This window comes from Vibrio sp. TRT 17S01, assembly GCF_050113695.1.
GTDB lineage: Bacteria > Pseudomonadota > Gammaproteobacteria > Enterobacterales > Vibrionaceae > Vibrio.
The window spans coordinates 36,187-61,519 of sequence record NZ_JBNJOG010000015.1 but is presented as its reverse complement, the minus strand read 5'-3'; the positions used below and the strand labels follow the sequence as shown (position 1 = coordinate 61,519).

Sequence of the window (25,333 nt, the reverse complement as noted above, 5' to 3'; positions counted from 1 at the left end):
TGCAGTTTTAAGTTATCTATAGCTTTGGTGCTCAACTCTACCCCGACACTCAACAACCTGGTCGACTGGTGAAAGAACACCTTTGTTTTTATTGCAGTTCCGTTTGTTTTTGCTTCCTGTCCTAGCCGTTACTATTGGTAACAAAGAGTAACTGACGGGGAGAACTATAATGAATTTTTGACAAGATTGAAGGGGTCAAATGTCAATATTTTGTCATCAAATTTCATCAAAAAGTTGAGGCATGGCTCGCAAACCCTTATCCGGTAAAGGTTGGACATAGATCACACCCTTCAATTCAATCGGTGAACTTTTATACAATGGCGTTGTCATTTCTTAAAAATGAGACATAAATACGGCCATTTTTCCTGAAAGATCATGATTTTCACGGTTTGAGATACAAAAAAACCGCGGATAAAACCGCGGTTTTTCGATAAAAACTGACTTATGCGTTAGCTTCGCGCTCAGCAATAAACGCCAAAGCCATTTTGATACGACTCACGACACGTTCTTTGCCAATTAATTGCATAACCGCGTCTACAGAAGGAGATTGACCACCACCTGTCACAGCAACACGCAATGGCATACCAATTTTGCCCATACCAATTTCAAGTTCTTCACACACTTCTTTAATGACATTGTGAAGATTTTCAGTCGACCAATCCGTTAGTGCTTCAACTTTCGCAAGTGCTAGCTCTAATGGTTGCTTCGCTACGCCACGCAAATGCTTCTTCGCAGCGCCAGCTTCAAACTCAGCAAAGTCTTCGTAGAAGTAGCGAATTTGCTCTGCAAGCTCAATCAATGTATTGCAACGCTCACCAACGAGCTTGATCACTTCTGTAATCGCTGGGCCATTTGTAATATCAAGTTTTTGGTTATCTAGATGCCATTGCAGGTGCTCAGCAACGTATTCTGGCTCAGACGTCTTAATATAGTGGTTATTCAACCAAAGCAACTTATCTGTGTTGAATGCCGATGCGGATTTAGAGATGGCATCTAACGTAAATAGATTAATCATTTCTTCGCGAGAGAAGATTTCTTGGTCACCGTGAGACCAACCTAAACGCACAAGATAGTTGTTCAATGCATTTGGCAGGTAACCTTCATCACGATATTGCATCACAGAAACTGCACCATGACGTTTCGACAGTTTTGCTCCGTCATCACCCAGAATCATTGCACAGTGTGCAAAGGTCGGTACTGGCGCACCTAGCGCTTCGTAGATGTTAATTTGACGAGGAGTGTTATTGATATGATCTTCGCCACGTACAACGTGTGTAATACCCATATCCCAGTCATCCACAACCACAACGAAGTTGTAAGTTGGTGCACCGTCAGTACGGCGGATAATTAGGTCATCTAGCTGATCATTACCAATTTCAATACGGCCACGAATTTGATCTTCAAATACAACGCTACCTGATTTTGGGTTACGGAAACGAACAACAAATGCATCCCCCTCTTTTGCAGCTTCATTCGCCGCAACAACTTTAGGATGGTTCGCATCGTAACGAGGCATCTCTTTATTTGCTTCTTGCTCAGCACGAATTTCGTCTAACAGCTCTTTTGACGCATAGCATTTGTAAGCTTTATCTTCAGCAAGCAGCTTATCAATCATCTCGTTATAACGATCAAAACGCTTTGACTGGAAGTATGGGCCTTCATCCCATTCCAATCCCATCCACTGCATCCCTTCAAGGATGGCATCCACCGCTTCCTGAGAGTTACGTTCTAGGTCAGTATCTTCAATACGAAGTACAAATTCGCCGCCTTGGCTTTTTGCGAAAAGCCAAGAGTACAGTGCTGTACGTGCACCACCAACGTGAAGATAGCCAGTAGGGCTAGGAGCAAAACGAGTTTTAACCGTCATGTGTCATTTACCTTATATGAAAGATCAGCCAATTTAATCAGCATGAGCTAAATTTTGGGCGGTATTCTAGCACTGCACTCACTCATACGACAATTCAAGCTAAGGAAAACTTTTATTCTCAGGGTAAACAAAACGCTCAAATCCACGTTCGGCTTCATAACGAAATTGCGGTTCTGTGGAAAAACCATCGCATTGCCCTTGGTATTTGTTGCCGTTAGCCCCCCAAGTAAACGCTTTGTTGACATCACAAAAGACTTTTTTTCCTCTCAAAAAGCCTTGTTGATAACGCGCAAAATCCTCAGCACTAATATCATCCGCTTTAAGTGCATCTTTCAGAGCTTCTGGATGCTGCACCATCAACTCCCCTCTTGTGGCACTGCGCTCTCCCCATTGCTCAGGATCAAGATGCATTGAGGTTGCCATACAACCACTGACTAATATAAAAGGTACCAATATCCAACTGCGTTGCATTAACCTCTCCTTATAAATAGAAAAAGGCCCCAACATGTGGGGCCTTCGTATTTAAGTCATTACTTGATTGTGAATGGAATCACTAATGTCACTTTCAAGTCGTTCTCGTCTTGGAATGCGTTTGAATAACCAGTCCAGTTTGGTGTATTCGCATCGTTCACGTAACGCGTGTAGTACATGCCCACATGCGCACCTTTCAACGCACCACCTTGGATAGCGTAGTTGGCAAACACACTACCAGAGTATTCAACCAGCTCATCAAAGCCTTCTGCTTCAGCACCAAAAGCGTAAACGCCGTTGATACCTGCGCTAAAGCCAGGAGCACCTAGGTCAGAGAAGTCACGGCTCATTTGACCAAAGAAGCCAATTTCACCATCGTGGTTGAAATCTGAACGGTTGTTCCACCAAATATCGTATGCACCGTTAGAACCGCCGTATTTCTCAGTCAAACGGTAAGCGAAGTTACCTGTGTTACCACGTGTGTCTGAAGAGTCAGCAGAGGTATAAGTACTTTCTAGGCGGAAGTTGTACTGACCAACAGATTTAGATGATAGGAATGCAAGCTGGAATGCAGTGCTATCGTATTGGTCGTTATCATCAATTACGTAAAGTTGTGGCGATAGGTACCAACCATTATCTGTGTTGTGTTTGAGTTTGATGTGCGCATTTTGACGGTCGCCTTTTGTTAGGCCCGCATAAGCGAAATCAAGCGATGTTGCATCAGAGAAGTTGTAACGTGCACCAATAGAGTACGCATCACCAGCATCTTCATTCTGACCGTCACGGAAGCCATAGCTGTCTTGGAACCATGGTGCGCGGTATTCGTCTGCATATACTAGACCAACAGCCAAATCACCGAATGTACCGCCAATTTCACCACCAGTGTAAGTACCTGCTGCATAAGACCAGTTCACACCCATCGCTGTTGGTACGCTTGGTTGGAAGTAACCTGCTTTAGCTGTGATTGAATCACCGAATTTAAACTTAACTGCCGCCGTTTGGATTGCTGCGCCGTTGTCAGTACAACCTGAATCCCATTCACCAGTACAACCACTAGATTGAGTTGGATTCATGTCATATGGATTATCGACACCCCAGAAGTTCATTTCATGGTCAGGAGAAGCGTTATTCCACATATCAAACGTTGAGTAGACGTTTAGATCCAGACCAACCGTGTCTGCAACATAACCAGAATGGAAGCCTAATGATACATATACCGAGCCGTGATCTAAGTTTGGTGTTTTGCCTGTTTGCTCACCTGTCGCCACATCAAAATCCGCACGTGTACGATCACGCATCCAGAAGTTAATCGCACCCGTTACAGTGGATTCTTCGAAAAATGCAGAAGCTGCAGATGAGTATTCTGGTCCTACTGGATCTGCAGCAAATGCTGCCGTACCAAATAGCATAGAAGACACCGCTGCACCTACTAATGAACGTTTGAATACGCTTTTCATATTATTAACCCTTTTCCTTAGGAGAATTATTTGTTTAGCCACCAGCTCAACTTAAAGACCAATGAATCGGTGGGCTATTTATGGACAGGGGCATGGTGGCAAACTTTTTTTGGAGCGAGAATTGAATGGCATTTTTTATCTGACCCCCCTCAAAGTAAAGAAAGAAAAATAAACATAAATACATTAAAAACAAGAACTTAACTAGAAACACTAAAGATACAAAAACGTCAAAAACATTCCAGCGATAGCTTTTTTCACATAAATAGGTCGATATTGATGACTTGTGTCACGACAGTTTCAGGAACTTTTAGCCAGCTTGACTTTATTGGAGCTTATTTTTTGAATTCTCTCGCATTATTTATAGCTTGCTCAGTACCAGACATAGTCAATTTTGACGTTTTTTCTTTGTTGAAATACGTCTTGACCTTTCCCTTGAGGTAAGGTTTAAGCTCAGCAACAACTACAGTAATAATGAGGTATTACCATGCAGCATTTTGAGATCCCGTTGTCTGGGTTAAATTGTATGGGATGCGCTCGCAAGGTAGAGAAAGCACTGACTGAAAACAACCAAGTCACAATTCTAGACCTATCTCCCACACACATTGTTTTGGAAACAGAAGAACGCTTTTCCACCATCCACCGCAGTATCAAATTGCTAGGTTATGATGCAGGTACAACGCAACATTATCATTTGGCAGGATTGAACTGTGGACGTTGCGTTAACAAACTGCACGATGCTTTATTAGCGCATCCGCTGATTGCTGAAGCCGAAGTAAGTAAGGAGTCGCTCACTCTAACGTCACTGCTCTGTGAACAGCAAATCTTGGATTTGGTATCAGAAGCAGGCTATCAAGCCTTCAGTCAAACAATAGAACCTGCTATCAAGCATGAAACACCAGAGATTGAGGCCGCTACCGTTTCGATTCAACCTGAACAAGTTAGTACTCACCCACCACTTTCTCTGTTAATCCAAGGGATGACGTGTGCCAGCTGCGTTTCTTCTGTAGAGAAAGCATTGCTTTCAGTACCAGGCGTAATGGCGGCACAAGTGAATCTCGCTGAACAAAGTGCCACCATCTATCACTCTTCAATTCAAGAATCCTTTGAAAGTGCGCTGTTAGATGCCATTAAACAGGCCGGGTATCAGGCAGAGTTCATTGATGACTTAGCGACTCAGCATGAAAAGCAGGCTTTGCAGCAACAAAGAGAACAGAAGCACTTTCAAAAAAGTGCCATCGCTGGCATGGCGATTGGTGCACCACTCATGCTATGGGGCATATTAGGTGGTAATATGATGATCCGAAACTCAAGCGATCAGATTGCTTGGGGCATCGTTGGTATCGTCTGTTTCGCGCTGTTAGCCACTGCTGGGAGAAGTTTCTTTGTAAATGCATGGCAAGCCTTTACTCACCGGCGCGCTACCATGGATACATTGGTTGCACTTGGCACTGGTGCCGCTTGGTTATTTTCAATGTTAGTGGTCGTTTACCCAGAGTTGTTCCCATTACCATCTCGCCACGTTTATTTTGAAGCCAGCGCAATGATTGTTGGGCTTATATCCCTTGGCCACTACATTGAATCCAAAGCCAAAGCCAAAACCACCCATGCATTAAAAGCATTGCTTGATTTACAACCAAAATTCGCAACTCAGTTAACGGAGAATGGCGACATCACCATTCCGGTAGAAGCGATTCAACTGGGTATGAAGCTGCGTATCAAGCCCGGAGAACAAATCCCGGTAGATGGAAAAGTGCTAGACGGAGAATCATTCATTGATGAATCCATGTTAACCGGAGAGCCTATTCCACTGTTTAAATCCATTGGAACAAAAGTCTCTACAGGAACATTAAACCAAGATGGTTCACTGGTTATTGAAGCAACCAGTATTGGCAATGACACCATGCTGGCCCGAATTATTCAGATGGTTCGTCAGGCTCAGAGCAGCAAACCCGCCATTGCCAAATTGGCGGATCAAATCTCAGCGGTTTTTGTGCCTGTGGTCGTCATGATCGCTATTTTTTCTGCATTGGTTTGGTTCTTTATTGGGCCGGATCCAAAAGCCAGTTACATGCTTGTGGTTGCGACTACGGTATTAATCATTGCTTGCCCTTGTGCGCTTGGGCTTGCCACACCACTTTCTGTCACAGTTGGTATCGGTAAAGCCGCAGAAATGGGCATATTGATTAAAGACGCGGACGTGCTGCAATCAGCAAGTAAAATAAACACCGTCGTCTTTGATAAAACTGGCACGTTGACGCAAGGAAAACCGGTGGTACAAGCGCTCGAAGCTTATACCACCAGCACAGAGCACCTGATTGACCTTCTGTTCAGTATCGAACGTCATTCAGAGCATCCATTAGCCAAAGCTATCTGCCACTATACCGAGCAGCACCACGGAAAAGCACTCAAAGTCACGCAATTTCAAAACCTTCAAGGGAAAGGCGTCGCTGCCATAGTAGATGATCAACCACTTCAGGTTGCTTCGACAAATTACTTGGCGGCTTCAGGCATTGATATGAGCTCTGCTAACACCATGCTTGAACGTGCTAAAGAAAATGCATGGACCACGATCGGGATCTGCCTAAATAACCAGCTACTTGGCACCATTGCATTGGCTGACGCTATCAAAAGTGATGCAAAACAAGCCATCGAACTACTCAAAACCAATCATATTCAAACCGTGATGCTTACCGGGGACAACCAAGCAGTTGCTGATGCGATTGCTCACCAACTTGGTATTGATATGGTCATTGCTCAAGTTCTGCCTGATCAAAAAGCAAAACACATCCAAAAGCTAAAAGATGAAAACCGACGAGTAGCCATGGTCGGAGATGGTATCAACGATGCTCCAGCGCTCGCTCTTGCCGATATCGGCATTGCAATGGGTAGCGGCAGTGATGTCGCAATTGAAAGCGCTCAAATGACCCTATTGAACTCATCTCCAGTTGCCGTGGCAAAATCCATTGAACTCTCGCGTGCAACCGTGAAAAACATGAAACAAAACTTGTTCGGGGCCTTTGTTTATAACTCACTTGGCATTCCGATTGCGGCAGGGGCTTTATACCCAATACTTGGCATTTTACTGAGTCCAGTTGTTGCGGGAGCTGCAATGGCATTGTCCTCAATTACCGTTGTCAGCAATGCAAACCGATTACGATTATTTAAAACCACTATTGATTCTTAGAGGCGTCTATGAAACTTAAAACCTTAACTCTTGCTCTATTCGCGATGGCATCTGCCAACGCATTGGCGGCTGACGCCATTAACTACAAATCACCTTACTGTGGCTGTTGCGGTGAATGGACAAAACACATGACAGAAGCTGGCTTTGATATCAAGGAAGAGCTACATGAGAACATGAATCCAATCAAAGAAAAGTTTGGCATTACGCCAAAACTGGCTTCATGTCATACCGCGGTAATTGACGGTTACGTCTTCGAAGGCCATATCCCTTCTGAAGATATTAAAGCGTTTCTAGAAAACCCACCTAAAAATGCAAAAGGTTTAGCGGTTCCGGGGATGCCAATGGGCTCACCGGGTATGGAGTATGGCGATAAAAAAGACACCTATTCGGTTTATGCATTCAATGAAAAAGGACAGGTTTTTGAGTACCGCCGACACGAAGGCAATACGGACAAATAAAAGTTAAAAAGCCCGGTATTTACCGGGCTTTTTCATTTAGGACTTAGGACAACAAAGCGTTAAAAACCGTATGACGCACCAAAGACAAATGCATTATTCACCAGGCTATCACCCATCTCATCTTTTGCACCGTGTGCTTGTGAACGGAACTCGAAATATGGCTGAACACCTTGACGTGTCCATGTCGCACGAAGCTCATGGTCCATTGTTTCCGCTTCAATCATGTATACGTTGTTGTAGCTCAGCAACACATCATCATTGAGTGTGTAACCAATTCGGTTATCCATGCGGTAATCTGTTTTTGCATCAGCGTCAGTCGCGTCAATATGAGCACGTGTACGGTTGCTTAGTGCAATGCCGTTATCGAAGTTGTAACCAATCTTCACTAGCGGACGATATTGAATACTGTCACCTTCGTTAATCAAATGATGGTAACCCGCCGCAACCCAGAAGTTTTCTGTGATATTGAAAGATTGTTCACCCCCTAGCGTCACATACGGGCCAGAAGCCTCAGCGCCAGTTAAATCCCCCAGTTGAATACCATCAAACTCTGTGTATACCGTTAAGCCACCAAACTGGTTGTCAAACGTATGGCCCGCTTCCAAAGTAGACGTTGCTTTTGAGCCATGGATACGTCCATCATCATGGAACTGAACATTACCTGTCACATAAGAAGAGCCCGCAAAAGCGCTTGAAGCGAAAACAAGAGAAAGTGCACTTAGAGTTAATACGTTTTTCATAATAATCTGCCTTAATTTAAAAGTTAGCCGCGGTTTCTTGTCTGGTGTTTCTTCACCCTGACCGCAAAGTGAGGTTTGCCTCCATGGCTTGACTTTCATCTTGGACAAATTAATTCACTGAGAAAAATAAATTCCCATAGAGTGAGATCTTGCGCACCCACAATAAAGAGAAAGTTATTTTAAACTTTAAAAACAACAAGTTATAAAGTTATAAAAATAAATAAAACCATAAGCAGTTGCTTGAGATCACAAATAACCAAGCAAGATCGCATCATGAACAATACGAAGATCACAGCAGATTTAGGTTCTTTTTTACGGTTAATACTTTTGGCTGTGCATAAGGCGATCTGGATCACAAACAATAGATCAGATAAATGAGTTAAAGTAGAAGTTATTCTGGAAATGGTATGTCAGTTAAGAATATAAGAGAGAGGCTTGGCCGCCACGAGGACGGCGACCAAATCTATGAGCTTAGTTGAATAATAGCTTGCATCATTGCAAGGTGCGTCTCAGAGTCGTTAAGGCATGGGATATACGTAAAACGCTCCCCACCCGCTTCGGTGAAAATATCACGACACTGCTCTGCCAACTCTTCTAACGTTTCTAAGCAATCAACTGAAAATGCTGGCGCCATGATATCGAGCTTTTTAATGCCTCGATTTGGCAATTGCTCCAGTGTTTTGTCGGTATAAGGTTGAAGCCACTCTTCACGCCCAAATCGAGATTGATACGTTAAACCGATTTGATCATCATTTAACCCTAACTCTTGTGCCAAGAGTCGAGTTGTTTGTTCACAATGCTTCGGATAAACATCGCCGTTATCTGCATAGCGTTTAGGAATACCATGATAAGAGCAGAGTAAATAATCCCCTTGCCCATGTTCTTGCCATGATTTTCGTACACTTTCAGCCAGTGCTTTTATATAAAGTGGATGATCATGATAATCACGGATAAAACGAAAGCCCGGCATGACAGGTAATTGTTTAAATGCTTTGGTTAATCCGTCAGATGCTGCGGCCGTGGTCGTCCCGGAGTATTGAGGATATAGAGGCAGTACGATAACGTCTTCCACACCTTGCTTCTGAAGCTCAGCCACACCATGCTCCAAACTTGGGTTGCCATAGGTCATCCCTAGTTCAACAGGGAGTTGCAATAACTCCTGCAACTTGCGTTGCTGTAATCGGGAATAATGTAAAAGTGGAGAGCCTTCCTCCATCCATACCGTTTGATACAACTTTGCCACTTTAGGCGAACGAATCGGTAAGATGATGCCATGCAAGATCGGACACCATAACCATCGAGACATGTCAACAACACGCTTGTCATGAAGAAATTGGCTCAAAAAACGTTTTACGGCAGACGAAGTGGGTTGATCTGGTGTTCCAAGGTTCACCAATAACACACCGGTTCTATTTTTATTATTTTGCATAACTTCCTAAATTGTCTGACAAAAGCATATGTACGTAACATCGCTTAAAATAGTTTACTTCTACAGATCAAAAAAGCGACCCTATTTGGGTCGCTTTCACTATAGCAAACTATCAGATTCTCTCGACAGTTAATTATGCCAGTGCTTTCTCAATATCTGCACTAACTTCAGCAACTTGCTTAGTACCATCAAACTTAAGGTACTTAGTGTTACCCGCTTCAGCTTCTTTACCATAGTAAGAGATTAGCGGTGCTGTTTGATCATGGTAAACACCTAGGCGAGCACGAACAGTTTCTTCTTTGTCGTCGTCACGAACAACAAGGTCTTCACCTGTTACGTCATCTTTACCTTCCACTTTTGGCGGGTTGTAAACAACGTGGTAAGTACGGCCTGAGGCAAGGTGAGCACGGCGACCAGCCATACGCTCAACAATCACATCATCAGCCACGTCGAATTCAATCACGTAATCTACGTTAACACCCATTTCTTTTAGGCCATCAGCCTGAGGAATAGTGCGAGGGAAACCATCAAGTAGGAAGCCTTTCTCACAGTCATCTTGAGCAATACGCTCTTTGATTAGGCCAAGGATGATTTCATCAGAAACTAGCTGACCAGCATCGATAACAGCTTTAGCTTGTTTGCCAAGCTCTGTACCTGCTTTGATAGCAGCACGTAGCATGTCACCAGTAGAGATTTGCGGAACACCGTATTTTTCCATGATGAAATTAGCTTGTGTGCCTTTACCTGCACCTGGAGCACCTAGAAGAATGATGCGCATGATTTATCCTCTTTAAAAATGATGATTTATACCGAAGCTCACAGTAGAATGTTAACGACGATAAGTTTCGGTATAACGTTTACTAAAAATTGGCGGGTCAAAATACACGCCTTCAGAATCACATTCAAGTCCGAAATTCTACCACACTTTCCATGTTCAAGTGCTGAATTAAGACTAAAGAATGCTTCGACGCTCAAAACTTAAGCGCACTACACATTCAATTGTAAAGTTCCGACAATTTCGCAGAAGTTCAAATAAAAAGCTCGCAGTTTGCGAGCTTTTTGAGTCTTTTTAGCTATTACACCTTAGTCAAAAGTGTATTGATTGCCCCTAAGAAATGAGATGGGTCTTCCATCGAACCACGTTCTGCTAGCATTGCTTGTCCAAGCAGCACTTCAACCCAGCGTCCGAAGGCTTCTTCATCTGCTTCATCCGCCATACGTTTAACCAGCGCGTGGTTTGGGTTAATCTCGAAGATGTACTTAACTTCAGGAACCGCTTGACCTGCTGCCTCTAGCAATTTGGCCATTTGCGTCCCCATTTCAAAGTCGTCAGTTACAACAACCGCAGGCGTATTGGCAAGCTTAAATGTGGTACGGACCTCTTTCACGCGCTCGCCCAAATACGTTTTGGTACGCTCAACAACAGACTTGAACTCTTCTTCTGTCTCTTTTTGCTTCTCTTTCTCTTGCTCGTCTTCAAACTTGCTAAGATCCAGACCTGCCTTCGTGATCGATTGGAACTGCTTGCCATCAAACTCAGTCAAGTAGTTCATCAACCACTCATCAATGCGGTCGTACATCAGAATAACTTCAATGCCTTTTGCTTTGAACTGCTCTAAGTGAGGGCTGTTCTTCGCCGCACTGTAGCTATCTGCGGTTAGGTAGTAGATCTTATCCTGACCTTCTTTCATACGCTCAACGTAAGAAGCCAACGCAACCGTTTGATCGGCAGAGTCAACTTCTGTCGAGGCAAAGCGCAGTAGACCCGCCACTTTTTCTTTATTGCTCATGTCTTCTGCTGGGCCTTCTTTCATAACAAGGCCAAACTCTTTCCAGAATGACTGATATTTCTCTTCGTCATTCTTCGCCATGCGTTCAAGCATAGTCAAAACACGTTTGGTACATGCGTTACGCAGCGACTGAGTCACCTTGTTGTCTTGAAGGATTTCGCGAGAAACGTTCAATGGTAAATCGTTCGAATCAATCAAACCACGAACAAAGCGTAGATATGACGGCATAAATTGCTCAGCGTCATCCATGATGAACACACGTTGCACATACAGTTTCAAACCTGATTTGTGGTCACGGTTCATCATATCCCACGGAGCTTTTGCCGGAATATACAACAAGCTGGTGTAATCGTTTTTACCTTCAACTCGGTTGTGGCTCCAAACTAAAGGATCGGCAAAATCATGCGAAACATGCTTATAAAACTCTTGGTACTCTTCGTCGCTAACGTCAGACTTATTGCGCGTCCATAGTGCTTGCGCTTTGTTGATCTGCTCCCATTTCGTTTCGTCAGTTTCGTTGCCTTCTTCATCACGAACTTTACTTAAAATTGAAACAGGAATACCAATGTGATCTGAGTATTTACTGATCACATCACGAAGACGCCATTCATTCAAAAACTCTTTGCCGTCATCACGCATATGGAGCACGATGTCGGTACCGCGAGTTTCCTTACTAATACTTTCGATGGTGTATTCACCCTCACCTTGAGAGTGCCATTGAACAGCCTCATCAACCGCAAGGCCAGCTCCACGTGTTCTTACCGTCACAGCATCAGCGACAATAAACGCAGAATAGAAACCCACACCAAATTGACCAATCAATTGAGAGTCTTTGGATTGGTCTTCCGATAGTTTTGAGAAAAATTCAGCCGTGCCAGATTTCGCAATCGTACCAAGGTGCTCAATCACATCATTACGGCTCATACCAATGCCGTTATCTGAAATAGTCAACGTGTTCGCTTTTTCGTCAAACGACAGTTTTACACCCAGTTCCGCATCACCCTGATACAATTCAGAATTAGATAGTGCCTGAAAACGCAGCTTATCTGCTGCATCCGATGCGTTAGAAATCAACTCGCGTAAAAAGATCTCTTTGTTTGAGTACAAAGAGTGGATCATTAGGTGAAGTAGTTGTTTTACTTCAGACTGAAAGCCACGAGTTTCTTTATTAGTTGTTGCGGTTTCGCTCATGTTTACTCCATATCTTCAACGTTCTTTGACTACGCAACCAATCGCGTAGCATGAGTTACGATGATTTGTGAGTAAAACATGAGGGTCATAATTGTAAATTCAAGGTCAAAAATCATAAAAACAGTGTTTTTTTGTATGAAATTTGACTATCCTTGGCTCTCAAAAAATCAAAAAACATAAAGTAGCCTATTACGTGCACAGCTACTTTGTGAATAAGCACGCTTTAATAATTCCGTTAACAATATAACGATGGCCAATTCAAATGAGCAACATAGGCACTAAGTTTAACCTCGCTAATCGCTTTACCTTTGACCCCAATACGAATTCTTTAGTCGATAAAGCAAACGATAACGAAATCATTCGCCTAGGCAGCAATGAGAGTCGAATCCTGCTACTTTTGTGTGAAAAACCTAGTGAGATCATCTCTCGAAACGATCTACATGATTTTGTTTGGCGTGAGCAAGGTTTTGAAGTTGACGACTCCAGTCTCACTCAAGCCATTTCCACCTTACGCAAAATGCTGAAAGACTCCACCAAATCGCCTCAGTTTGTCAAAACCGTACCCAAACGAGGCTATCAACTTATCTGTAGTGTTGAGCGCTCAACACCTTTGCTTGCTGGGGAAGCTGAGGGAAAAGAAGAACCTTCTATCGATGACATCACCATTACAACAACCGATGTGGTAGAGCCATTTGATGGGCATGCTACTGACGAATCAATCGCTGAAGACGATGCCGTTAAATCAGACAAAACTACTGATGTGATCACGCCAGCACCATCAACACCACCAGCTTCTAACCCTTGGGTTGTGAGAATTTTACTCACACTTGCGCTACTTATCCCACTCATCGTAGTGTTGATTTCGGGCCCGAGTGAATCAAACTTTCGAGAGCTCGCAGTCTATGACGAAGTACCAATTAGAACACCAATTAACCATCCGGATTTACAAGGTTGGATGCCATCAATTGAACGATGCGTGAAGAAATACAACGAAAGCCATAGCGGTGAAATGAAGCCAATTGAAATCATTGCCACTGGCGGACAGAACAACCAACTGATTTTAAACTATATTCACTCTCTCAATCACTCTGGTGAAAACGTCACACTACGTATTGTGGCAGAGCAAGATGATCTAGATAAAGTGTGCAACTAACGAGGAGAATGCAGTCAATGAATCAAAAAATCGCCGCCGCTATTTTTGTGGTTTCAGCTCTGGTTAGTAGCTGGTTGTACTGGGGAAGTGATCTAAAAATTGAACAGGTTCTGACCTCGAAAGAATGGCAATCTAAGATGGTCACGCTGATCACTGAAGATCTACAAGAAGCGTCCGTTGGCCCACTTCGCCGTGTTGACGTTCAATCTAATGTAAAATACTTGCCAAATGGCACTTACATTCGAGTCGCTACAGTTCGTTTGTACGCTGAAAATGCTGATAATGAAAGCATGATCAACATTTCTGAAACCGGTGACTGGGATATCAGTGATAATTACCTGCTGGTTTCTCCAACCGAGTTTAAAGACGTATCCTCACCACAATCAAAAGATTTCACTCAGGATCAGCTGCAGTTGATCACACAAATCTTTAAGATGGATGCTCAGCAAAGTCGTCGTATTGATATCGTCAACGAAAAGACTTTGTTATTGACGAGCTTAAGCCACGGTTCTACTGTACTTTTTAGCAACTAACTGACTCTATTTAAGGGGGCAAGAAGCCCCCTTTTACATTTCTTATGGACTGGATAAACACACTCGGCTTATTTACCGGCTCTTTCATTGCCAATACCCTTGCCTCACTCTCTGGTGGTGGCGCTGGCTTATTGCAATTTCCGCTGCTTATTTTCCTTGGTTTACCTTTCGCTTCAGCACTTGCGACCCATAAAGTTGCAAGCGTTGCTTTAGGTCTTGGAGCCGCTTTTACTCATATCAAACAGAAAACCATTGATGGTCGCGTTGCTGTTTATTTGATCCTAGTTGGCTGCATCGGTGTGATTATTGGTGCAAACGTTGTATTGCAGATCCCAGAGGTTATTGCTCAGCGTTTGCTGGGAGTGATGATCCTTGCCCTTGGTATCTATTCGAGACTCAAAAAACAGCTAGGGCAGCAAGAGCAAGCGATAAATCGAGATTTTAAAGGTTGGGCCATTGGCGGTCTTGGGCTCGCGTTAATCGGGGTCATAAATGGCTCACTCACGGCTGGCTCAGGGCTGCTGGTCACATTATTCTTAGTCCGCTGGTTTGGCTATAGCTATAAACAAGCAGTCGCATTAACCATGATATGCGTTGGCCTATTTTGGAATAGTATGGGAGGCATCGCAATTGCTCAAGCTGGCGCCCCTATCTATTGGCCTTGGCTGCCCATCCTCCTATTAGGCTCATTTGCCGGTGGCAGCATTGGCGCTTATCTTGCAATCCGTTACAGCAATCAGACCATCAAGCTCTGTTTTGAAATATTGACCTTTGCTGTCGGCATCAAGTTATTGATTTAGGAAAGATAATGAATAAAGCAAACATCGATATATATTACTGTCGCCAGTGTAACTGGATGCTTAGAGCAACTTGGATGAGCCAGGAATTACTCCACACATTCAGTGAAGAAATTGACAGCCTTTCATTACACCCTGATACCGGTGGAAGATTTGAAATCGTATGTAATGGCACTTTGATTTGGGAAAGAAAACGCGATGGAGGCTTCCCTGAAGCTAAAGTTCTCAAACAGAAAATTCGCGACGTTATCGCTCCTGACCGAGATCTTGGGCACATTGATAAAACAAGCGCTTAGTATCAGCCCTCATCAAGCAAATAAAAAAACCGGCTTTCGCCGGTTTTTTTAATTCTTGAGCCTAGTTTGTGCAATGACATCGCCATCAAAACTCATCACACTCAATTGGCCATCATCATAAAATCCAAAGCTGGCTTTAAATCCATCACGCGGAAAGGTAACTGAGCCGGGGTTAAAGATAAACTGCTCACCATCTAGTTCTGCCACTGGGATATGGCTATGACCATGAACTATCACGTCCCCTTCTCGTAATGCCGGACGCTTTGCACTGTTGTATAAATGACCATGAGTCAGAAATAAACGCTGACCCGTTTCCAGTAGCAACCAGGCATAATCCATCATCATTGGAAACGACAGTAGCATCTGATCCACTTCACTGTCGCAGTTACCACGAACTGCAATAATCTCAGATGCAAACTCATTTAAGGCAGCAGCTACTTCTGGTGGGTTATACCCTTCTGGTACGGGGTTTCTAGGGCCGTGGTTAAGAATATCACCAAGCAAAATCAACGTTTTAGCACCGGAACGTTTGTATTCCACCAACATTTGTTCTGTTGCAGGTAATGAACCGTGTAAGTCGGACGCAAAAAAGCATTTCACCGTAATCTTCTCCTCAACATATTTGAGCGTATTTTACGGCTTTACACGTTAATCGTCATCCCGAGCCATACCATTAATAACGATATTATTATAACTGACCATACCAATGATTTTTCCATTCTCAATCACGGGAGCTCGACTAATCCCAAATCGCTCAAATAGTCGCGCGCAATACTTAACGTTCATGTCAGGGTTAACAGCGAGTGCTGGCTTGGTCATGATTTCATAGATATTGGTGCGCTTAGGAGAACGGTTTTGTGCTAGGACTTTTTTAGCAATGTCATTCATCAATACCAAGCCGTATTCATCACCATCGTGACGCTTATTAACCACCAACGCTTTTACATCGTGTTCCCTTGCTAACTCAATGCCTTCATGAACTGTGGTCAGGCCATCAATCACAACGTAAGTATTGGCCATCACGTCCCTGACTTGAATTATTTCATGATTACTCATAACTCGTCCTCAACCACTTTGGTCAATTTCTCTACCTGATGTGCCACTCCGACAGCATCTTCAATATCAATCTGAATCGCGATGCCTTGACCGGATTCTTGGTCAAACTCACCAACATCACTGATCGTCTCCAGAATATGGCGTGAGAGATGCTCTTCTACGACAAACAACAACACATCTTTTTGAACATCCAACGTTAACCCAAAAAACGTTCGCTTTTTGTTTAACCCTTCCCCACGCGCATTATTAATTACCGTTGCGCCCGTTGCGCCTGCATTTCTCGCTGCATCAAGCACGACATCCGTTTTCGTATCTTCAACGAATGCCAATATCAGTTTAAAGCGCATTTTCATCCTCCTTTTCAGGCTGTGAATGCTTATTTAACCATTGAGTAATCTGGGCATACCCCATCACGGAAATCATTGGGAATAGACTTGCAAATGCAATCAAACCGAAACCATCGATCATGGGGTTACGCCCCGGAACCGTGGATGCAAGCCCTAACCCCAAGGCAGCAACGAGTGGAACCGTCACCGTGGATGTTGTCACACCACCTGAATCATAAGCCAGTGGCACAATCAACGAAGGAGCATAGAAGGTTTGTATCACCACAATGATATACCCAGCGATGATGTAATAATGGATAGGATCGCCCACAACAATCCGATAGCTCCCTAGAGCAATTCCGACAGCAACGCCGAGCGCAACAGCGACTCTGAGCCCATTAACACTGATACTTCCCCCTGAAACTTGGTTCGCTTTTATTGCAACGGCTATCAATGAGGGCTCAGCAATAGTGGTACTAAAACCGATACAAAATGCAAACAAATAGACCCAGTAGTAGTCTGCCCAATTCAGCGTTTGGTGGGAGTCAAAACGATGTTTGATGAGGAAGTCGGGAGCGGTTAACTGCTTAGCCATGGTTTCCCCTAAAGGAAATAATGCCAATTCTAAACCTAATAAGAAAAGGGATAAGCCAACAATGACATAAACAAAGCCGAGTAAAACCTTGGGCAGGTTTGCAACAGGGCGCCGTAGAACAACAAATTGAAAGCCAAAGATAATACTGGCTATTGGCATTACATCACCAATGGTGCCGAGCAGTGTGTCAGTAAAATCAGAAATTCCAATCATGCCACCACCATGCCGTATACCATCACGAACATCATCGGCAGTAACGAAGCAAACGCAATCAAACCAAAGCCATCAATCATAGGGTTACGGCCTTTGATCGCCGATGCCAAGCCGACACCTAAAGCAGTGACTAATGGAACCGTTATCGTCGACGTTGTCACACCACCAGAATCGTATGCAATGCCAATGATACTTTCGGGCGCAAATGTGGTCAGCACGACAACACCAATGTAGCCGCCAATAATCATGTATTGGATTGGCCAGCCTTTTAGTATTCTTAATACCCCGAGAAGAATCGCCACACCAACAGACAAAGCAACGGTGTAGCGAAGCCCATTTGCATAATCATCCATACTCTGTTCATGGTGGGGGATCATTCCACCTTCTGCAGCAACTTCTGCGGCTTCTGCGGCAACGGCTGTTAGAGCGGGCTCAGCAACCGTGGTGCCAAAACCAAGGCAAAAGGCGAACAAGAGCAACCAAAAAACACTCCCTTTACGAGCAAAAGCCTGCGCCATAGTTTCGCCGATAGGAAATAACCCCATCTCCAAGCCAAAAATAAAGAAGGTCAGTCCAAGCACAACCAAAAACAACCCAAATAAAATAGAGAGTAAGTTGGGTAGCGGCTCTTGAAGTACGACGAGCTGGAAAAAAGCAATAACTAAAATGATAGGTAATAAATCTCTCAAACTATTACCCAGCGCTTTAAAGAGAGCCGTGATCGCGTCCATTCATTCTCCCCATTAGGTTTCATTTTTACTATGGCAAATCATGGTGTTATTTAGTGTGATACTCGTTCTGTCTCGCTAACAATACGTAACAAATTGTAAAAAATGTGACATTATGAATGACTAAATATCAATAATAATAGCTCTCAATACCTTGAACTTCGTATATACACTCATGAAAGTCATCGTGAGAATAATTTCCAAAAATTCGGTATATAATTAATAAGATATGAGGAGGAGATATGAAAATATTACTGACGGGTGGTACAGGCTTCATCGGACGTGAATTGTTAAAACAGTTCACTATGGACGACGTGGTACTACTGACACGAGAACCCGGCAAGGCCAAAAATACGCTCAGCCACGCCGATTTAGGTAATGTCTCTTATATTTCCTCACTTGAACATCTACACGATCTCAACGATTTTGACGCTGTGATCAACTTGGCGGGCGAACCTATCGCAGATAAGCGTTGGCACAAGGAGCAAAAGGACGAAATTTGCCAAAGCCGATGGAAAATCACAGAAAAACTCGTAGAACTTATCCATGCGAGCACAACCCCTCCTGCAGTATTTATCAGTGGTTCAGCCGTCGGTTACTATGGCGATCAACAAGATCACCCATTCGATGAAAGCTTACATGTTCATCATTCAGGATTCCCTCATCATGTTTGCAAGGAATGGGAAAGCATTGCTAATCGTGCTCGTTCAGAGCAAACCCGAGTCTGCATCCTTCGAACTGGGATTGTGCTTGACCCAAGAGGTGGGGCACTAAAAAAAATGCTTCCGCCGTATAAGTTTGGGGTCGGCGGTACCATTGGTAAAGGTAAGCAATATATGCCGTGGATCCATATGCTCGATATGGTTAGGAGTATCGTCTATCTACTCAAAACTGAACACGCACACGGTGAATTTAATCTTTGCGCCCCCCACCCTGTCACCAATAAAGAGTTCAGTAAAACATTGGCAAAAACATTAAAGCGCCCGCATATGTTGATGACACCAAAGTGGTTGCTAAAACTCGCCATGGGCGAAAGCTCACAGCTATTATTCAATAGTATACGAGCCAAACCAAAGAAGCTGACAGAGCTAGGTTTTCACTTTAGTTACTCTCGACTTGAGCCTGCACTGAAAAACCTATTGCAACATCATCAATGATTCACTACCCAGCGCATCACTCTTTAATTTTGTTAACTGCCAACAAATAGCGCAAAACACCCACTTAATCTGAATAAAAGATTAGAAAGATAAGGTGTTACCAAAGGTTATTTGACGCGTAATGGGAATGTCTGCCATCTTAGTCTCAACGTCTTTTAGGTAATTCAAGCATCTGAGGTTATTTAGGAATATATGGAAAAAGCCATTCTTATCACAGGCTGTTCGAGCGGTATTGGTTATCGCTGCGCGCATGATCTACAACAGCGAGGATATCAAGTCATTGCCTCATGCCGTAAGCCAGAAGATGTGCAGCGCCTGCGCGAAGAAGGTTTAACTTGCATCCAGCTCGACCTAAACGATGCAACAAGCATCTCACAAGCGGTTCAAGAAACACTATCAATAACGCAAGGCAAGCTCTATGGACTATTTAATAACGGGGCCTATGGACAACCAGGAGCGATCGAAGACCTTCCTACCATCGCATTAAGAAACCAGTTTGAAACAAATTTTTTTGGCTGGCATCAGCTAGTGTGCGAACTTCTCCCTGTCATGCGTAAGCAAGGGGAAGGACGAATTATCCAAAACAGCTCTGTGTTAGGCTTTGCAGCAATGAAATATCGCGGCGCATACAATGCTTCTAAGTTTGCATTAGAAGGCTGGACTGACACACTCAGATTGGAGCTTCAAGGCAGCAATATTCACATTAGCTTACTCGAACCCGGCCCCATCGAAACTCAATTTCGTGCCAACGCGTTATCCGCCTTTAAACACTGGATAAATATGGAAAACAGCGTACATCGTCATGAGTACCAACTTCAGATACAACGATTGGCAAAAGAAGAGTCAAACAACGCCTTTGTACTGCCAGCCTCATCATGTGTAATGCCTGTTATTCATGCGCTAGAAGCAAAACGTCCAAAGATTCGCTATCGTGTAACAACGCCAACAAAAGTATTTGCCGTACTTAAACGCTTATTACCAACGCGTCTATTGGACAAAATTCTCTACAAAGCGGCATAAAGAGGCGCAACTGTCATTTTTCCGTAACATATCGATGATAAATTAATCAACTCTAGAAACTTCCGATAGTTAGATTGCTAATTATCCCTGTTTTAAGCGTTACATTGGAAACACACATGACGTTAAATCAGTTGAACTGGCTTAGTGTAGGTGTTGCGCTGACAATACTATTTATGATTTAGACACACCTTTGCTTGCACCACCAAAAGCCACTGCGATGCAGTGGCTTTATTCTTTTCTGCCTTGAATTTTGCTCTCTCTGCCCATACCTCTCATACTAACGGCTTCTAATTTCAAGGAATAACTCAATGCAGTCACCATTTATTGTCGAGTTAAACGAACAAAACTTCCGTCAAGTATTGGAAGGATCAATGCAGACCCCTGTGCTCATTCATTTTTGGGCATCAATGAGTCAAGAAAGCACGCAAATCATTCCAGAGCTACAAATGCTCGCTCAACAATTTAATGGGGCTTTTACCTTAGCGCTTCTGAATTGCGAACAAGAACAGATGATAGCGGCACAATTTGGCGTACAAGCCTTGCCGACGATTGCGTTATTTGTAAATGGTCAACCCGTTGATGGTTTAGGTGGACCGCAGTCACTTGATGCAATCAAGGAAATGCTTGCTAAGCATTTGCCGAGCCAAGATGAGTTAACCCTGAACGAAGCATTATCACAAATACAGCAAGGCAACCATCAACAAGCACTAACACAACTTGAAGGTTTGCCTCAAACGCTTAAAGACAAAGCAGAAGTAAAACTGGCCCTTGCTGATTGTTATTTGGAAACAATGCAATTCGATAATGCAGAAACGCTTTTAGAACATATTCCTCTTGAGTATCAAGATAATTATTATAAAGGTCTCATTGCCAAGCTAGAACTTCATAAGCAAGCTGCCGATAGCCCAGAGATCCAATCGCTCGAACAAGCTCTTACTGCAACCCCAAATGACGTTCAAATAGCCCTTGAACTGGCATTAAATTACCATAGTGTAAAACGTGATGAAGACGCTCTAGAGCTGCTGTGGCGCTTTTTGAAAACCGATCTTAATGCACAAGAAGGGGATGTAAAAAAAGCCTTTATGGATATCCTTTCTGCACTCGGACAAGGTAACTCAATAGCGGCAAGCTATCGCCGACAGCTTTACTCCTTGTTGTACTAACATCTCTATGTATACAAATATAAGCCGGTTAACCGGCTTATATTTTGTCCAAATTTTCTGTCTGCTCCCAGTTTTGTTACCTAAGATGTGTCTTAATTAACCAATTGATATAAATAAATTAAATAAGGACATATCGTCATGGCTATTGACTCGCTGATCACCATAGGTGTCTTAGTTTTTGTGGCAATTGCAGTGGTAATTGCAGGAATCAAAACCGTTCCCCAAGGCAACAATTGGACTGTAGAACGCTTTGGTCGTTACACCCATACTTTAAAACCGGGCCTCAACCTAATCATTCCTTTCATCGATCGTATTGGCCTTAAAATCAATATGATGGAGCGAGTCCTTGATATTCCCGCTCAAGAAGTCATTTCAAAAGATAATGCGAATGTCACCATTGATGCTGTTTGTTTTGTACAAGTCATTGATGCCGCTCAAGCCGCGTATGAAGTAAATGATCTTGAGCATGCGATTCGTAATCTAACACTGACCAATATTCGAACAGTTTTGGGCTCAATGGAACTTGATGAAATGCTCAGCCAGCGAGATATGATCAACACTAAATTGCTGTCCATTGTCGATGAAGCAACCAACCCTTGGGGTGTTAAAGTCACACGTATCGAAATTAAGGATGTTCAACCACCTTCAGACTTAACTGCAGCGATGAATGCTCAAATGAAAGCAGAACGTAATAAACGTGCTGAAGTGCTAGAAGCAGAGGGGATACGCCAAGCGGAAATTCTCCAAGCCGAAGCTCGTGAACGAGCAGCGGAAGCAGAAGCGAAAGCCACCACCATGGTATCGGAAGCCATCGCGAAAGGCGACATGCAGGCAGTAAACTACTTTATCGCCCAAGGGTATACTGAAGCGCTCAAGACTATTGGACAAGCTGAAAATGGGAAAATCATCATGCTACCTTTAGAGGCGTCTGGTCTCATGGGTTCTGTGGCAGGTATTGCTGAAATGTTTAAACATCAACCTTCTGATAAATCGTAAGGATCCACTTTGATAGAGCTACTCAATTCACTCAACCACTGGCATTGGCTAGCATTCGGTTTAATATTGTTAGCCAGTGAGTTATTAGGGACCGCTGGCTATTTATTATGGTTAGGGATCTCAGCAATACTTGTCGGTTTACTCCTAACCGTCTTACCCATTAGCTGGCAGTTGCAATGGGTAAGTTTTGCTACATTTTCCCTTATTACCACTTGGTTATGGTGGCGAAAGCAAAGTCAATCAGACAAACAAAGTGATGATAATCGAACGCTAAATCAAAAACACAAGCAGCTAATAGGAAAGATCATCACTGTCGAGCACGATATTACTATCGGTACAAATCGCATAAAGGTGGGAGATACGACTTGGTCAGCTGTTTCTGAGGAAGAGATCGCTGCGCACAGCACAATAAAGGTTGTAGATGTGGAAGGGATCGTATTAAAAATAGAGCAATATAAAAAATAAATATAAAAATAATAAGGAGGGAAAGTGCTTATATCCCTCCTTCACATCCTGATTCTACACGTCATACTGTACAACTTAATCTTTTTCAAATAGATAAATACTTAGGTTCTAGAATTAAGTAACCGAGATCCTCTTCAGACCATCATCTCGATTATAAATATCGAACAAGTCTATAGATAAATTCAATGCCTTACTGATCAAGCTTTGTATATTTACCTACTTATTTTTATACAAAAATTTTAAAAGTACTATTTTTTTTTTGATCTTTCTCTAGCTGTAAACATACTTAAAGTTGTATACCAGTCTGGATTTTAATAATCATTTATAAATAGAAAGGCTTCTAAGGAGAGCTTTATGAAAAAACTATTTTTCATATTAATACTGGGGTTGACTACTGCAAGTGCGGTTTTTGCTAGCGCTCAAGGTGGTAGAAGCATGGGACCGGAGGTTAAATGTGAATTACCGAATGGTAATGTGCAGATGATACCAAAGGACTACTGTATGATTTTAAGCGGTAAAGAAAAATAAAAAAAGCCCATGCACAATGCATGGGCTTTTTAATAACTACTTAGTGAAAGCTATAAGGAATAATCACTTGTAGACGTAGGTCTGTCTCATCAAATCCACCAGCTGTAGATTGGTCTACAAATTCATCACGAACTAGGTAAGTACCGTGTAGTCGAACTGTTGCGCCTTTTAGAGAGCCAGATTGTAGAGAGTAAGAGACGGTACCATTTACAGCAAATTCACTCTCGTATGCTGAGTTATCTTCATCAGCACCAGTACCGTAACCGACACCTACGTAGTAATTCCAACCATTGCCTTGATTGAAAGACACTCGGTTGTACCAAGAAAGCTCGCCTGCTTGGTTCCAATCAGATAGGGCATCCCACCACTGAGACCAGTTACCATTCGTCATGCCGTAAGTGTAAATAGTACGAGGAACAACTTCAGTTCCATTGTCTGAGTCAGCATAACGTAATTCAGAGTTCCAAGACACCTTACCAAAAGATTTAGCAAAAGCTAGACCAGTTAGGTAACCAAGGCCATCGTATTTCGCATCATCATCCGTACCATAGAAATCAAATGCTAAAGAAGTTGTGTCATTAAACGCATACTTCGCATAAACCTTGTACGAAGTGTTGTCATCTTTGTCAGTGTATGCATTTACTTGACCAGCGCCCCAGTCAATATCAGATGCGTAGCTTACATCCAATGCGGTAGACAGGCCTACTTGGTAATTTAGTTGTCCGAAACCACCATTCAAGCCAATAGAATGAATTGAGCTCCAAGATGTATCAGACCATAGTGAAGGTGCATAATCATCTTCATGCAATAACCATGGTGCTGTAAATTGGTCAGCTGCAAAGTACGTAAATTTGTGGCCAGATAGGTCAGCATTAACTTCTAAACCACGGTATGTTCCAGGTACAAAGCTCCATACGTTACCCAATGCGCCATTACCGTTAGACTGAAGCATACCCAAACGAGCATCAACTTTTTCACCTAACTTAAACTTAAGAGCTGCCTTGTACATTTTTAGCTGTTGAGCATCACCAGCACCCCAATCTTGCTCAACACAAGTAGAAATTTCATTACATAAGTAACGACCGTCACCATCTTGTTGGCTGTCATTGTATAGGTCACCTGAGTAGTAACCCGCAAGATCTGCACCTAACCAATCATCGTGATAACCAGACGTGAAATCAACAATTAGGTTGTAGCTTGAATAGTTTAAGCGGCTCCATACTTCGTCACCGTCTTTACCACGGTTACGAGTACGAGAACGAGTATCAACAACAGCCATCGCGTTCAGAGATGAACCTTGCATAAACTCATTAACTTTCTCAACATATTGATCACCTGCTGCTGACTCAGTAGAAGCAGTTGCTGGCATTGCCGCTAGAGCACCTACCATCGCTGCAGTCAGAGCAGATACTTTAAAAAATTTGTCCATGGAAAAACTCCTAAAAATGGATATAGCTGTTTTATTTGTTTCTCGCCTTTAGTTGGCCGCCGAAGGGAGAACGCATTTCCTATGTTGAAAATCTCAATTAGTCATTTAATTTTCGACTTTCTATTTCCTGCATACACACCGTGTATCCATGGGTATTAGACTAACTTTGCATCAAAAAACATCAATGAGAACTTAATTTCTAAATAAAAAAATATGAGCTGCTACAAATTTTTATCAAGTTAGTGATCAAGATCTTATTTATCTACTGAACTTGGCAGAGTTAAGCTAAAT

At 43.0% G+C, this 25,333-nt stretch carries 25 protein-coding genes; 12 read left to right on the top strand and 13 right to left on the bottom strand.

Features of this window, described 5'->3' with window-relative positions; all coding sequences use genetic code 11:
* Positions 1-442 precede the first annotated feature (442 nt).
* The 3 genes from gltX to ACQEXS_RS18610 form a co-directional block, all read right to left on the bottom strand.
* Complete coding sequence (gltX, locus tag ACQEXS_RS18620; protein WP_367988436.1) at positions 443-1,867, bottom strand: glutamate--tRNA ligase; 1,425 nt, start codon at positions 1,865-1,867, stop codon at positions 443-445.
* A 99-nt stretch (positions 1,868-1,966) separates the two neighbouring features.
* Positions 1,967-2,338, bottom strand: coding sequence for a DUF2799 domain-containing protein (locus tag ACQEXS_RS18615; protein ID WP_427014810.1), 372 nt, complete (start codon positions 2,336-2,338; stop codon positions 1,967-1,969).
* Positions 2,339-2,397: 59 nt separating this feature from the next.
* Entirely contained in the window at positions 2,398-3,795 is a 1,398-nt protein-coding gene (locus ACQEXS_RS18610) for a multidrug transporter (protein ID WP_374144799.1), read from the bottom strand.
* 484 nt (positions 3,796-4,279) lie between these two features.
* Here ACQEXS_RS18610 and ACQEXS_RS18605 point away from each other — a divergent pair, with 484 nt between their 5' ends.
* The gene (locus ACQEXS_RS18605) at positions 4,280-6,979 is read left to right on the top strand and encodes a copper-translocating P-type ATPase (RefSeq protein ID WP_427014809.1); all 2,700 of its coding nucleotides are present in this window, start codon (positions 4,280-4,282) and stop codon (positions 6,977-6,979) included.
* Between the two features lie 8 nt (positions 6,980-6,987).
* Positions 6,988-7,437: a DUF411 domain-containing protein gene (locus tag ACQEXS_RS18600; protein ID WP_427014808.1), complete on the top strand. Its 450-nt coding sequence runs from the start codon at positions 6,988-6,990 to the stop codon at positions 7,435-7,437.
* Between the two features lie 59 nt (positions 7,438-7,496).
* Here ACQEXS_RS18600 and ACQEXS_RS18595 read toward each other — a convergent pair whose 3' ends face one another.
* The 4 genes from ACQEXS_RS18595 to htpG form a co-directional block, all read right to left on the bottom strand.
* Positions 7,497-8,177, bottom strand: a complete 681-nt coding sequence (locus ACQEXS_RS18595) for an oligogalacturonate-specific porin KdgM family protein (RefSeq protein WP_367988432.1) — start codon at positions 8,175-8,177, stop codon at positions 7,497-7,499.
* A 463-nt stretch (positions 8,178-8,640) separates the two neighbouring features.
* Complete coding sequence (hemH, locus tag ACQEXS_RS18590; RefSeq protein WP_427014807.1) at positions 8,641-9,606, bottom strand: ferrochelatase; 966 nt, start codon at positions 9,604-9,606, stop codon at positions 8,641-8,643.
* A gap of 133 nt (positions 9,607-9,739) precedes the next feature.
* Positions 9,740-10,384: an adenylate kinase gene (gene adk / locus ACQEXS_RS18585; RefSeq protein ID WP_252029835.1), complete on the bottom strand. Its 645-nt coding sequence runs from the start codon at positions 10,382-10,384 to the stop codon at positions 9,740-9,742.
* Between the two features lie 298 nt (positions 10,385-10,682).
* A complete protein-coding gene (gene htpG, locus ACQEXS_RS18580) occupies positions 10,683-12,587 on the bottom strand; it encodes a molecular chaperone HtpG (protein WP_427014806.1) in 1,905 nt (634 codons plus the stop codon).
* 262 nt (positions 12,588-12,849) lie between these two features.
* Between htpG and ACQEXS_RS18575 the strand changes: the two genes are divergently transcribed.
* From ACQEXS_RS18575 to ACQEXS_RS18560, 4 genes are read left to right on the top strand one after another with little or no spacing between them, the layout of a single operon-like run.
* Complete coding sequence (locus tag ACQEXS_RS18575) at positions 12,850-13,740, top strand: winged helix-turn-helix domain-containing protein (RefSeq protein WP_367988429.1); 891 nt, start codon at positions 12,850-12,852, stop codon at positions 13,738-13,740.
* Positions 13,741-13,757: 17 nt separating this feature from the next.
* Entirely contained in the window at positions 13,758-14,273 is a 516-nt protein-coding gene (locus ACQEXS_RS18570) for a regulatory protein ToxS (RefSeq protein WP_367988428.1), read from the top strand.
* A gap of 44 nt (positions 14,274-14,317) precedes the next feature.
* Entirely contained in the window at positions 14,318-15,073 is a 756-nt protein-coding gene (locus ACQEXS_RS18565) for a sulfite exporter TauE/SafE family protein (protein ID WP_427014805.1), read from the top strand.
* 8 nt (positions 15,074-15,081) lie between these two features.
* A complete protein-coding gene (locus ACQEXS_RS18560; RefSeq protein ID WP_427014804.1) occupies positions 15,082-15,366 on the top strand; it encodes a SelT/SelW/SelH family protein in 285 nt (94 codons plus the stop codon).
* Positions 15,367-15,414: 48 nt separating this feature from the next.
* Here the strand turns inward: ACQEXS_RS18560 and yfcE are convergent, their stop codons facing one another.
* The 5 genes from yfcE to ACQEXS_RS18535 are packed head-to-tail and all read right to left on the bottom strand — an operon-like array spanning position 15,415 to position 18,287.
* Positions 15,415-15,966, bottom strand: a complete 552-nt coding sequence (yfcE, locus tag ACQEXS_RS18555) for a phosphodiesterase (protein ID WP_427014803.1) — start codon at positions 15,964-15,966, stop codon at positions 15,415-15,417.
* Positions 15,967-16,014: 48 nt separating this feature from the next.
* On the bottom strand, positions 16,015-16,422 hold the full coding sequence (locus ACQEXS_RS18550; RefSeq protein ID WP_427014802.1) for a CBS domain-containing protein: 408 nt from the start codon (positions 16,420-16,422) through the stop codon (positions 16,015-16,017).
* The gene (locus tag ACQEXS_RS18545; RefSeq protein WP_367988423.1) at positions 16,419-16,769 is read right to left on the bottom strand and encodes a P-II family nitrogen regulator; all 351 of its coding nucleotides are present in this window, start codon (positions 16,767-16,769) and stop codon (positions 16,419-16,421) included. The genes ACQEXS_RS18550 and ACQEXS_RS18545 overlap by 4 nt, the downstream gene beginning before the upstream one ends.
* Positions 16,759-17,556: a DUF1538 domain-containing protein gene (locus ACQEXS_RS18540; protein ID WP_427014801.1), complete on the bottom strand. Its 798-nt coding sequence runs from the start codon at positions 17,554-17,556 to the stop codon at positions 16,759-16,761. The genes ACQEXS_RS18545 and ACQEXS_RS18540 overlap by 11 nt, the downstream gene beginning before the upstream one ends.
* The gene (locus tag ACQEXS_RS18535; RefSeq protein WP_367988421.1) at positions 17,553-18,287 is read right to left on the bottom strand and encodes a DUF1538 family protein; all 735 of its coding nucleotides are present in this window, start codon (positions 18,285-18,287) and stop codon (positions 17,553-17,555) included. Before ACQEXS_RS18535 ends, ACQEXS_RS18540 begins: the two co-directional genes overlap by 4 nt.
* Before the next feature lie 239 nt (positions 18,288-18,526).
* Here ACQEXS_RS18535 and ACQEXS_RS18530 point away from each other — a divergent pair, with 239 nt between their 5' ends.
* The 6 genes from ACQEXS_RS18530 (at position 18,527) to ACQEXS_RS18505 (ending at position 23,613) form a co-directional block, all read left to right on the top strand.
* A complete protein-coding gene (locus ACQEXS_RS18530) occupies positions 18,527-19,441 on the top strand; it encodes a TIGR01777 family oxidoreductase (RefSeq protein ID WP_427014800.1) in 915 nt (304 codons plus the stop codon).
* Positions 19,442-19,633: 192 nt separating this feature from the next.
* On the top strand, positions 19,634-20,461 hold the full coding sequence (locus ACQEXS_RS18525; protein WP_427014799.1) for an SDR family oxidoreductase: 828 nt from the start codon (positions 19,634-19,636) through the stop codon (positions 20,459-20,461).
* 308 nt (positions 20,462-20,769) lie between these two features.
* Positions 20,770-21,624, top strand: coding sequence for a co-chaperone YbbN (locus ACQEXS_RS18520; RefSeq protein ID WP_427014798.1), 855 nt, complete (start codon positions 20,770-20,772; stop codon positions 21,622-21,624).
* A gap of 138 nt (positions 21,625-21,762) precedes the next feature.
* Positions 21,763-22,620, top strand: a complete 858-nt coding sequence (locus tag ACQEXS_RS18515) for an SPFH domain-containing protein (protein ID WP_427014797.1) — start codon at positions 21,763-21,765, stop codon at positions 22,618-22,620.
* 9 nt (positions 22,621-22,629) lie between these two features.
* Positions 22,630-23,085: an NfeD family protein gene (locus ACQEXS_RS18510; RefSeq protein WP_367988416.1), complete on the top strand. Its 456-nt coding sequence runs from the start codon at positions 22,630-22,632 to the stop codon at positions 23,083-23,085.
* Between the two features lie 354 nt (positions 23,086-23,439).
* A complete protein-coding gene (locus ACQEXS_RS18505; RefSeq protein WP_367988415.1) occupies positions 23,440-23,613 on the top strand; it encodes a hypothetical protein in 174 nt (57 codons plus the stop codon).
* 40 nt (positions 23,614-23,653) lie between these two features.
* On the opposite strand, the gene ACQEXS_RS18500 is transcribed toward ACQEXS_RS18505, so the two are convergent.
* The gene (locus ACQEXS_RS18500) at positions 23,654-25,042 is read right to left on the bottom strand and encodes a porin (protein WP_367988414.1); all 1,389 of its coding nucleotides are present in this window, start codon (positions 25,040-25,042) and stop codon (positions 23,654-23,656) included.
* Positions 25,043-25,333 lie beyond the last annotated feature (291 nt).

Bases quoted from the DNA above. Each gene is read 5' to 3' on its own strand.
- gltX (WP_367988436.1), bottom strand. From the start codon at position 1,867: ATGACGGTTAAAACTCGTTTTGCTCCTAGCCCTACTGGCTATCTTCAC.
- ACQEXS_RS18615 (WP_427014810.1), bottom strand. From the start codon at position 2,338: ATGCAACGCAGTTGGATATTGGTACCTTTTATATTAGTCAGTGGTTGT.
- ACQEXS_RS18610 (WP_374144799.1), bottom strand. From the start codon at position 3,795: ATGAAAAGCGTATTCAAACGTTCATTAGTAGGTGCAGCGGTGTCTTCT.
- ACQEXS_RS18605 (WP_427014809.1), top strand. From the start codon at position 4,280: ATGCAGCATTTTGAGATCCCGTTGTCTGGGTTAAATTGTATGGGATGC.
- ACQEXS_RS18600 (WP_427014808.1), top strand. From the start codon at position 6,988: ATGAAACTTAAAACCTTAACTCTTGCTCTATTCGCGATGGCATCTGCC.
- ACQEXS_RS18595 (WP_367988432.1), bottom strand. From the start codon at position 8,177: ATGAAAAACGTATTAACTCTAAGTGCACTTTCTCTTGTTTTCGCTTCA.
- hemH (WP_427014807.1), bottom strand. From the start codon at position 9,606: ATGCAAAATAATAAAAATAGAACCGGTGTGTTATTGGTGAACCTTGGA.
- adk (WP_252029835.1), bottom strand. From the start codon at position 10,384: ATGCGCATCATTCTTCTAGGTGCTCCAGGTGCAGGTAAAGGCACACAA.
- htpG (WP_427014806.1), bottom strand. From the start codon at position 12,587: ATGAGCGAAACCGCAACAACTAATAAAGAAACTCGTGGCTTTCAGTCT.
- ACQEXS_RS18575 (WP_367988429.1), top strand. From the start codon at position 12,850: ATGAGCAACATAGGCACTAAGTTTAACCTCGCTAATCGCTTTACCTTT.
- ACQEXS_RS18570 (WP_367988428.1), top strand. From the start codon at position 13,758: ATGAATCAAAAAATCGCCGCCGCTATTTTTGTGGTTTCAGCTCTGGTT.
- ACQEXS_RS18565 (WP_427014805.1), top strand. From the start codon at position 14,318: ATGGACTGGATAAACACACTCGGCTTATTTACCGGCTCTTTCATTGCC.
- ACQEXS_RS18560 (WP_427014804.1), top strand. From the start codon at position 15,082: ATGAATAAAGCAAACATCGATATATATTACTGTCGCCAGTGTAACTGG.
- ACQEXS_RS18550 (WP_427014802.1), bottom strand. From the start codon at position 16,422: ATGAGTAATCATGAAATAATTCAAGTCAGGGACGTGATGGCCAATACT.
- ACQEXS_RS18545 (WP_367988423.1), bottom strand. From the start codon at position 16,769: ATGCGCTTTAAACTGATATTGGCATTCGTTGAAGATACGAAAACGGAT.
- ACQEXS_RS18540 (WP_427014801.1), bottom strand. From the start codon at position 17,556: ATGATTGGAATTTCTGATTTTACTGACACACTGCTCGGCACCATTGGT.
- ACQEXS_RS18535 (WP_367988421.1), bottom strand. From the start codon at position 18,287: ATGGACGCGATCACGGCTCTCTTTAAAGCGCTGGGTAATAGTTTGAGA.
- ACQEXS_RS18530 (WP_427014800.1), top strand. From the start codon at position 18,527: ATGAAAATATTACTGACGGGTGGTACAGGCTTCATCGGACGTGAATTG.
- ACQEXS_RS18525 (WP_427014799.1), top strand. From the start codon at position 19,634: ATGGAAAAAGCCATTCTTATCACAGGCTGTTCGAGCGGTATTGGTTAT.
- ACQEXS_RS18520 (WP_427014798.1), top strand. From the start codon at position 20,770: ATGCAGTCACCATTTATTGTCGAGTTAAACGAACAAAACTTCCGTCAA.
- ACQEXS_RS18515 (WP_427014797.1), top strand. From the start codon at position 21,763: ATGGCTATTGACTCGCTGATCACCATAGGTGTCTTAGTTTTTGTGGCA.
- ACQEXS_RS18505 (WP_367988415.1), top strand. From the start codon at position 23,440: ATGAAAAAACTATTTTTCATATTAATACTGGGGTTGACTACTGCAAGT.
- ACQEXS_RS18500 (WP_367988414.1), bottom strand. From the start codon at position 25,042: ATGGACAAATTTTTTAAAGTATCTGCTCTGACTGCAGCGATGGTAGGT.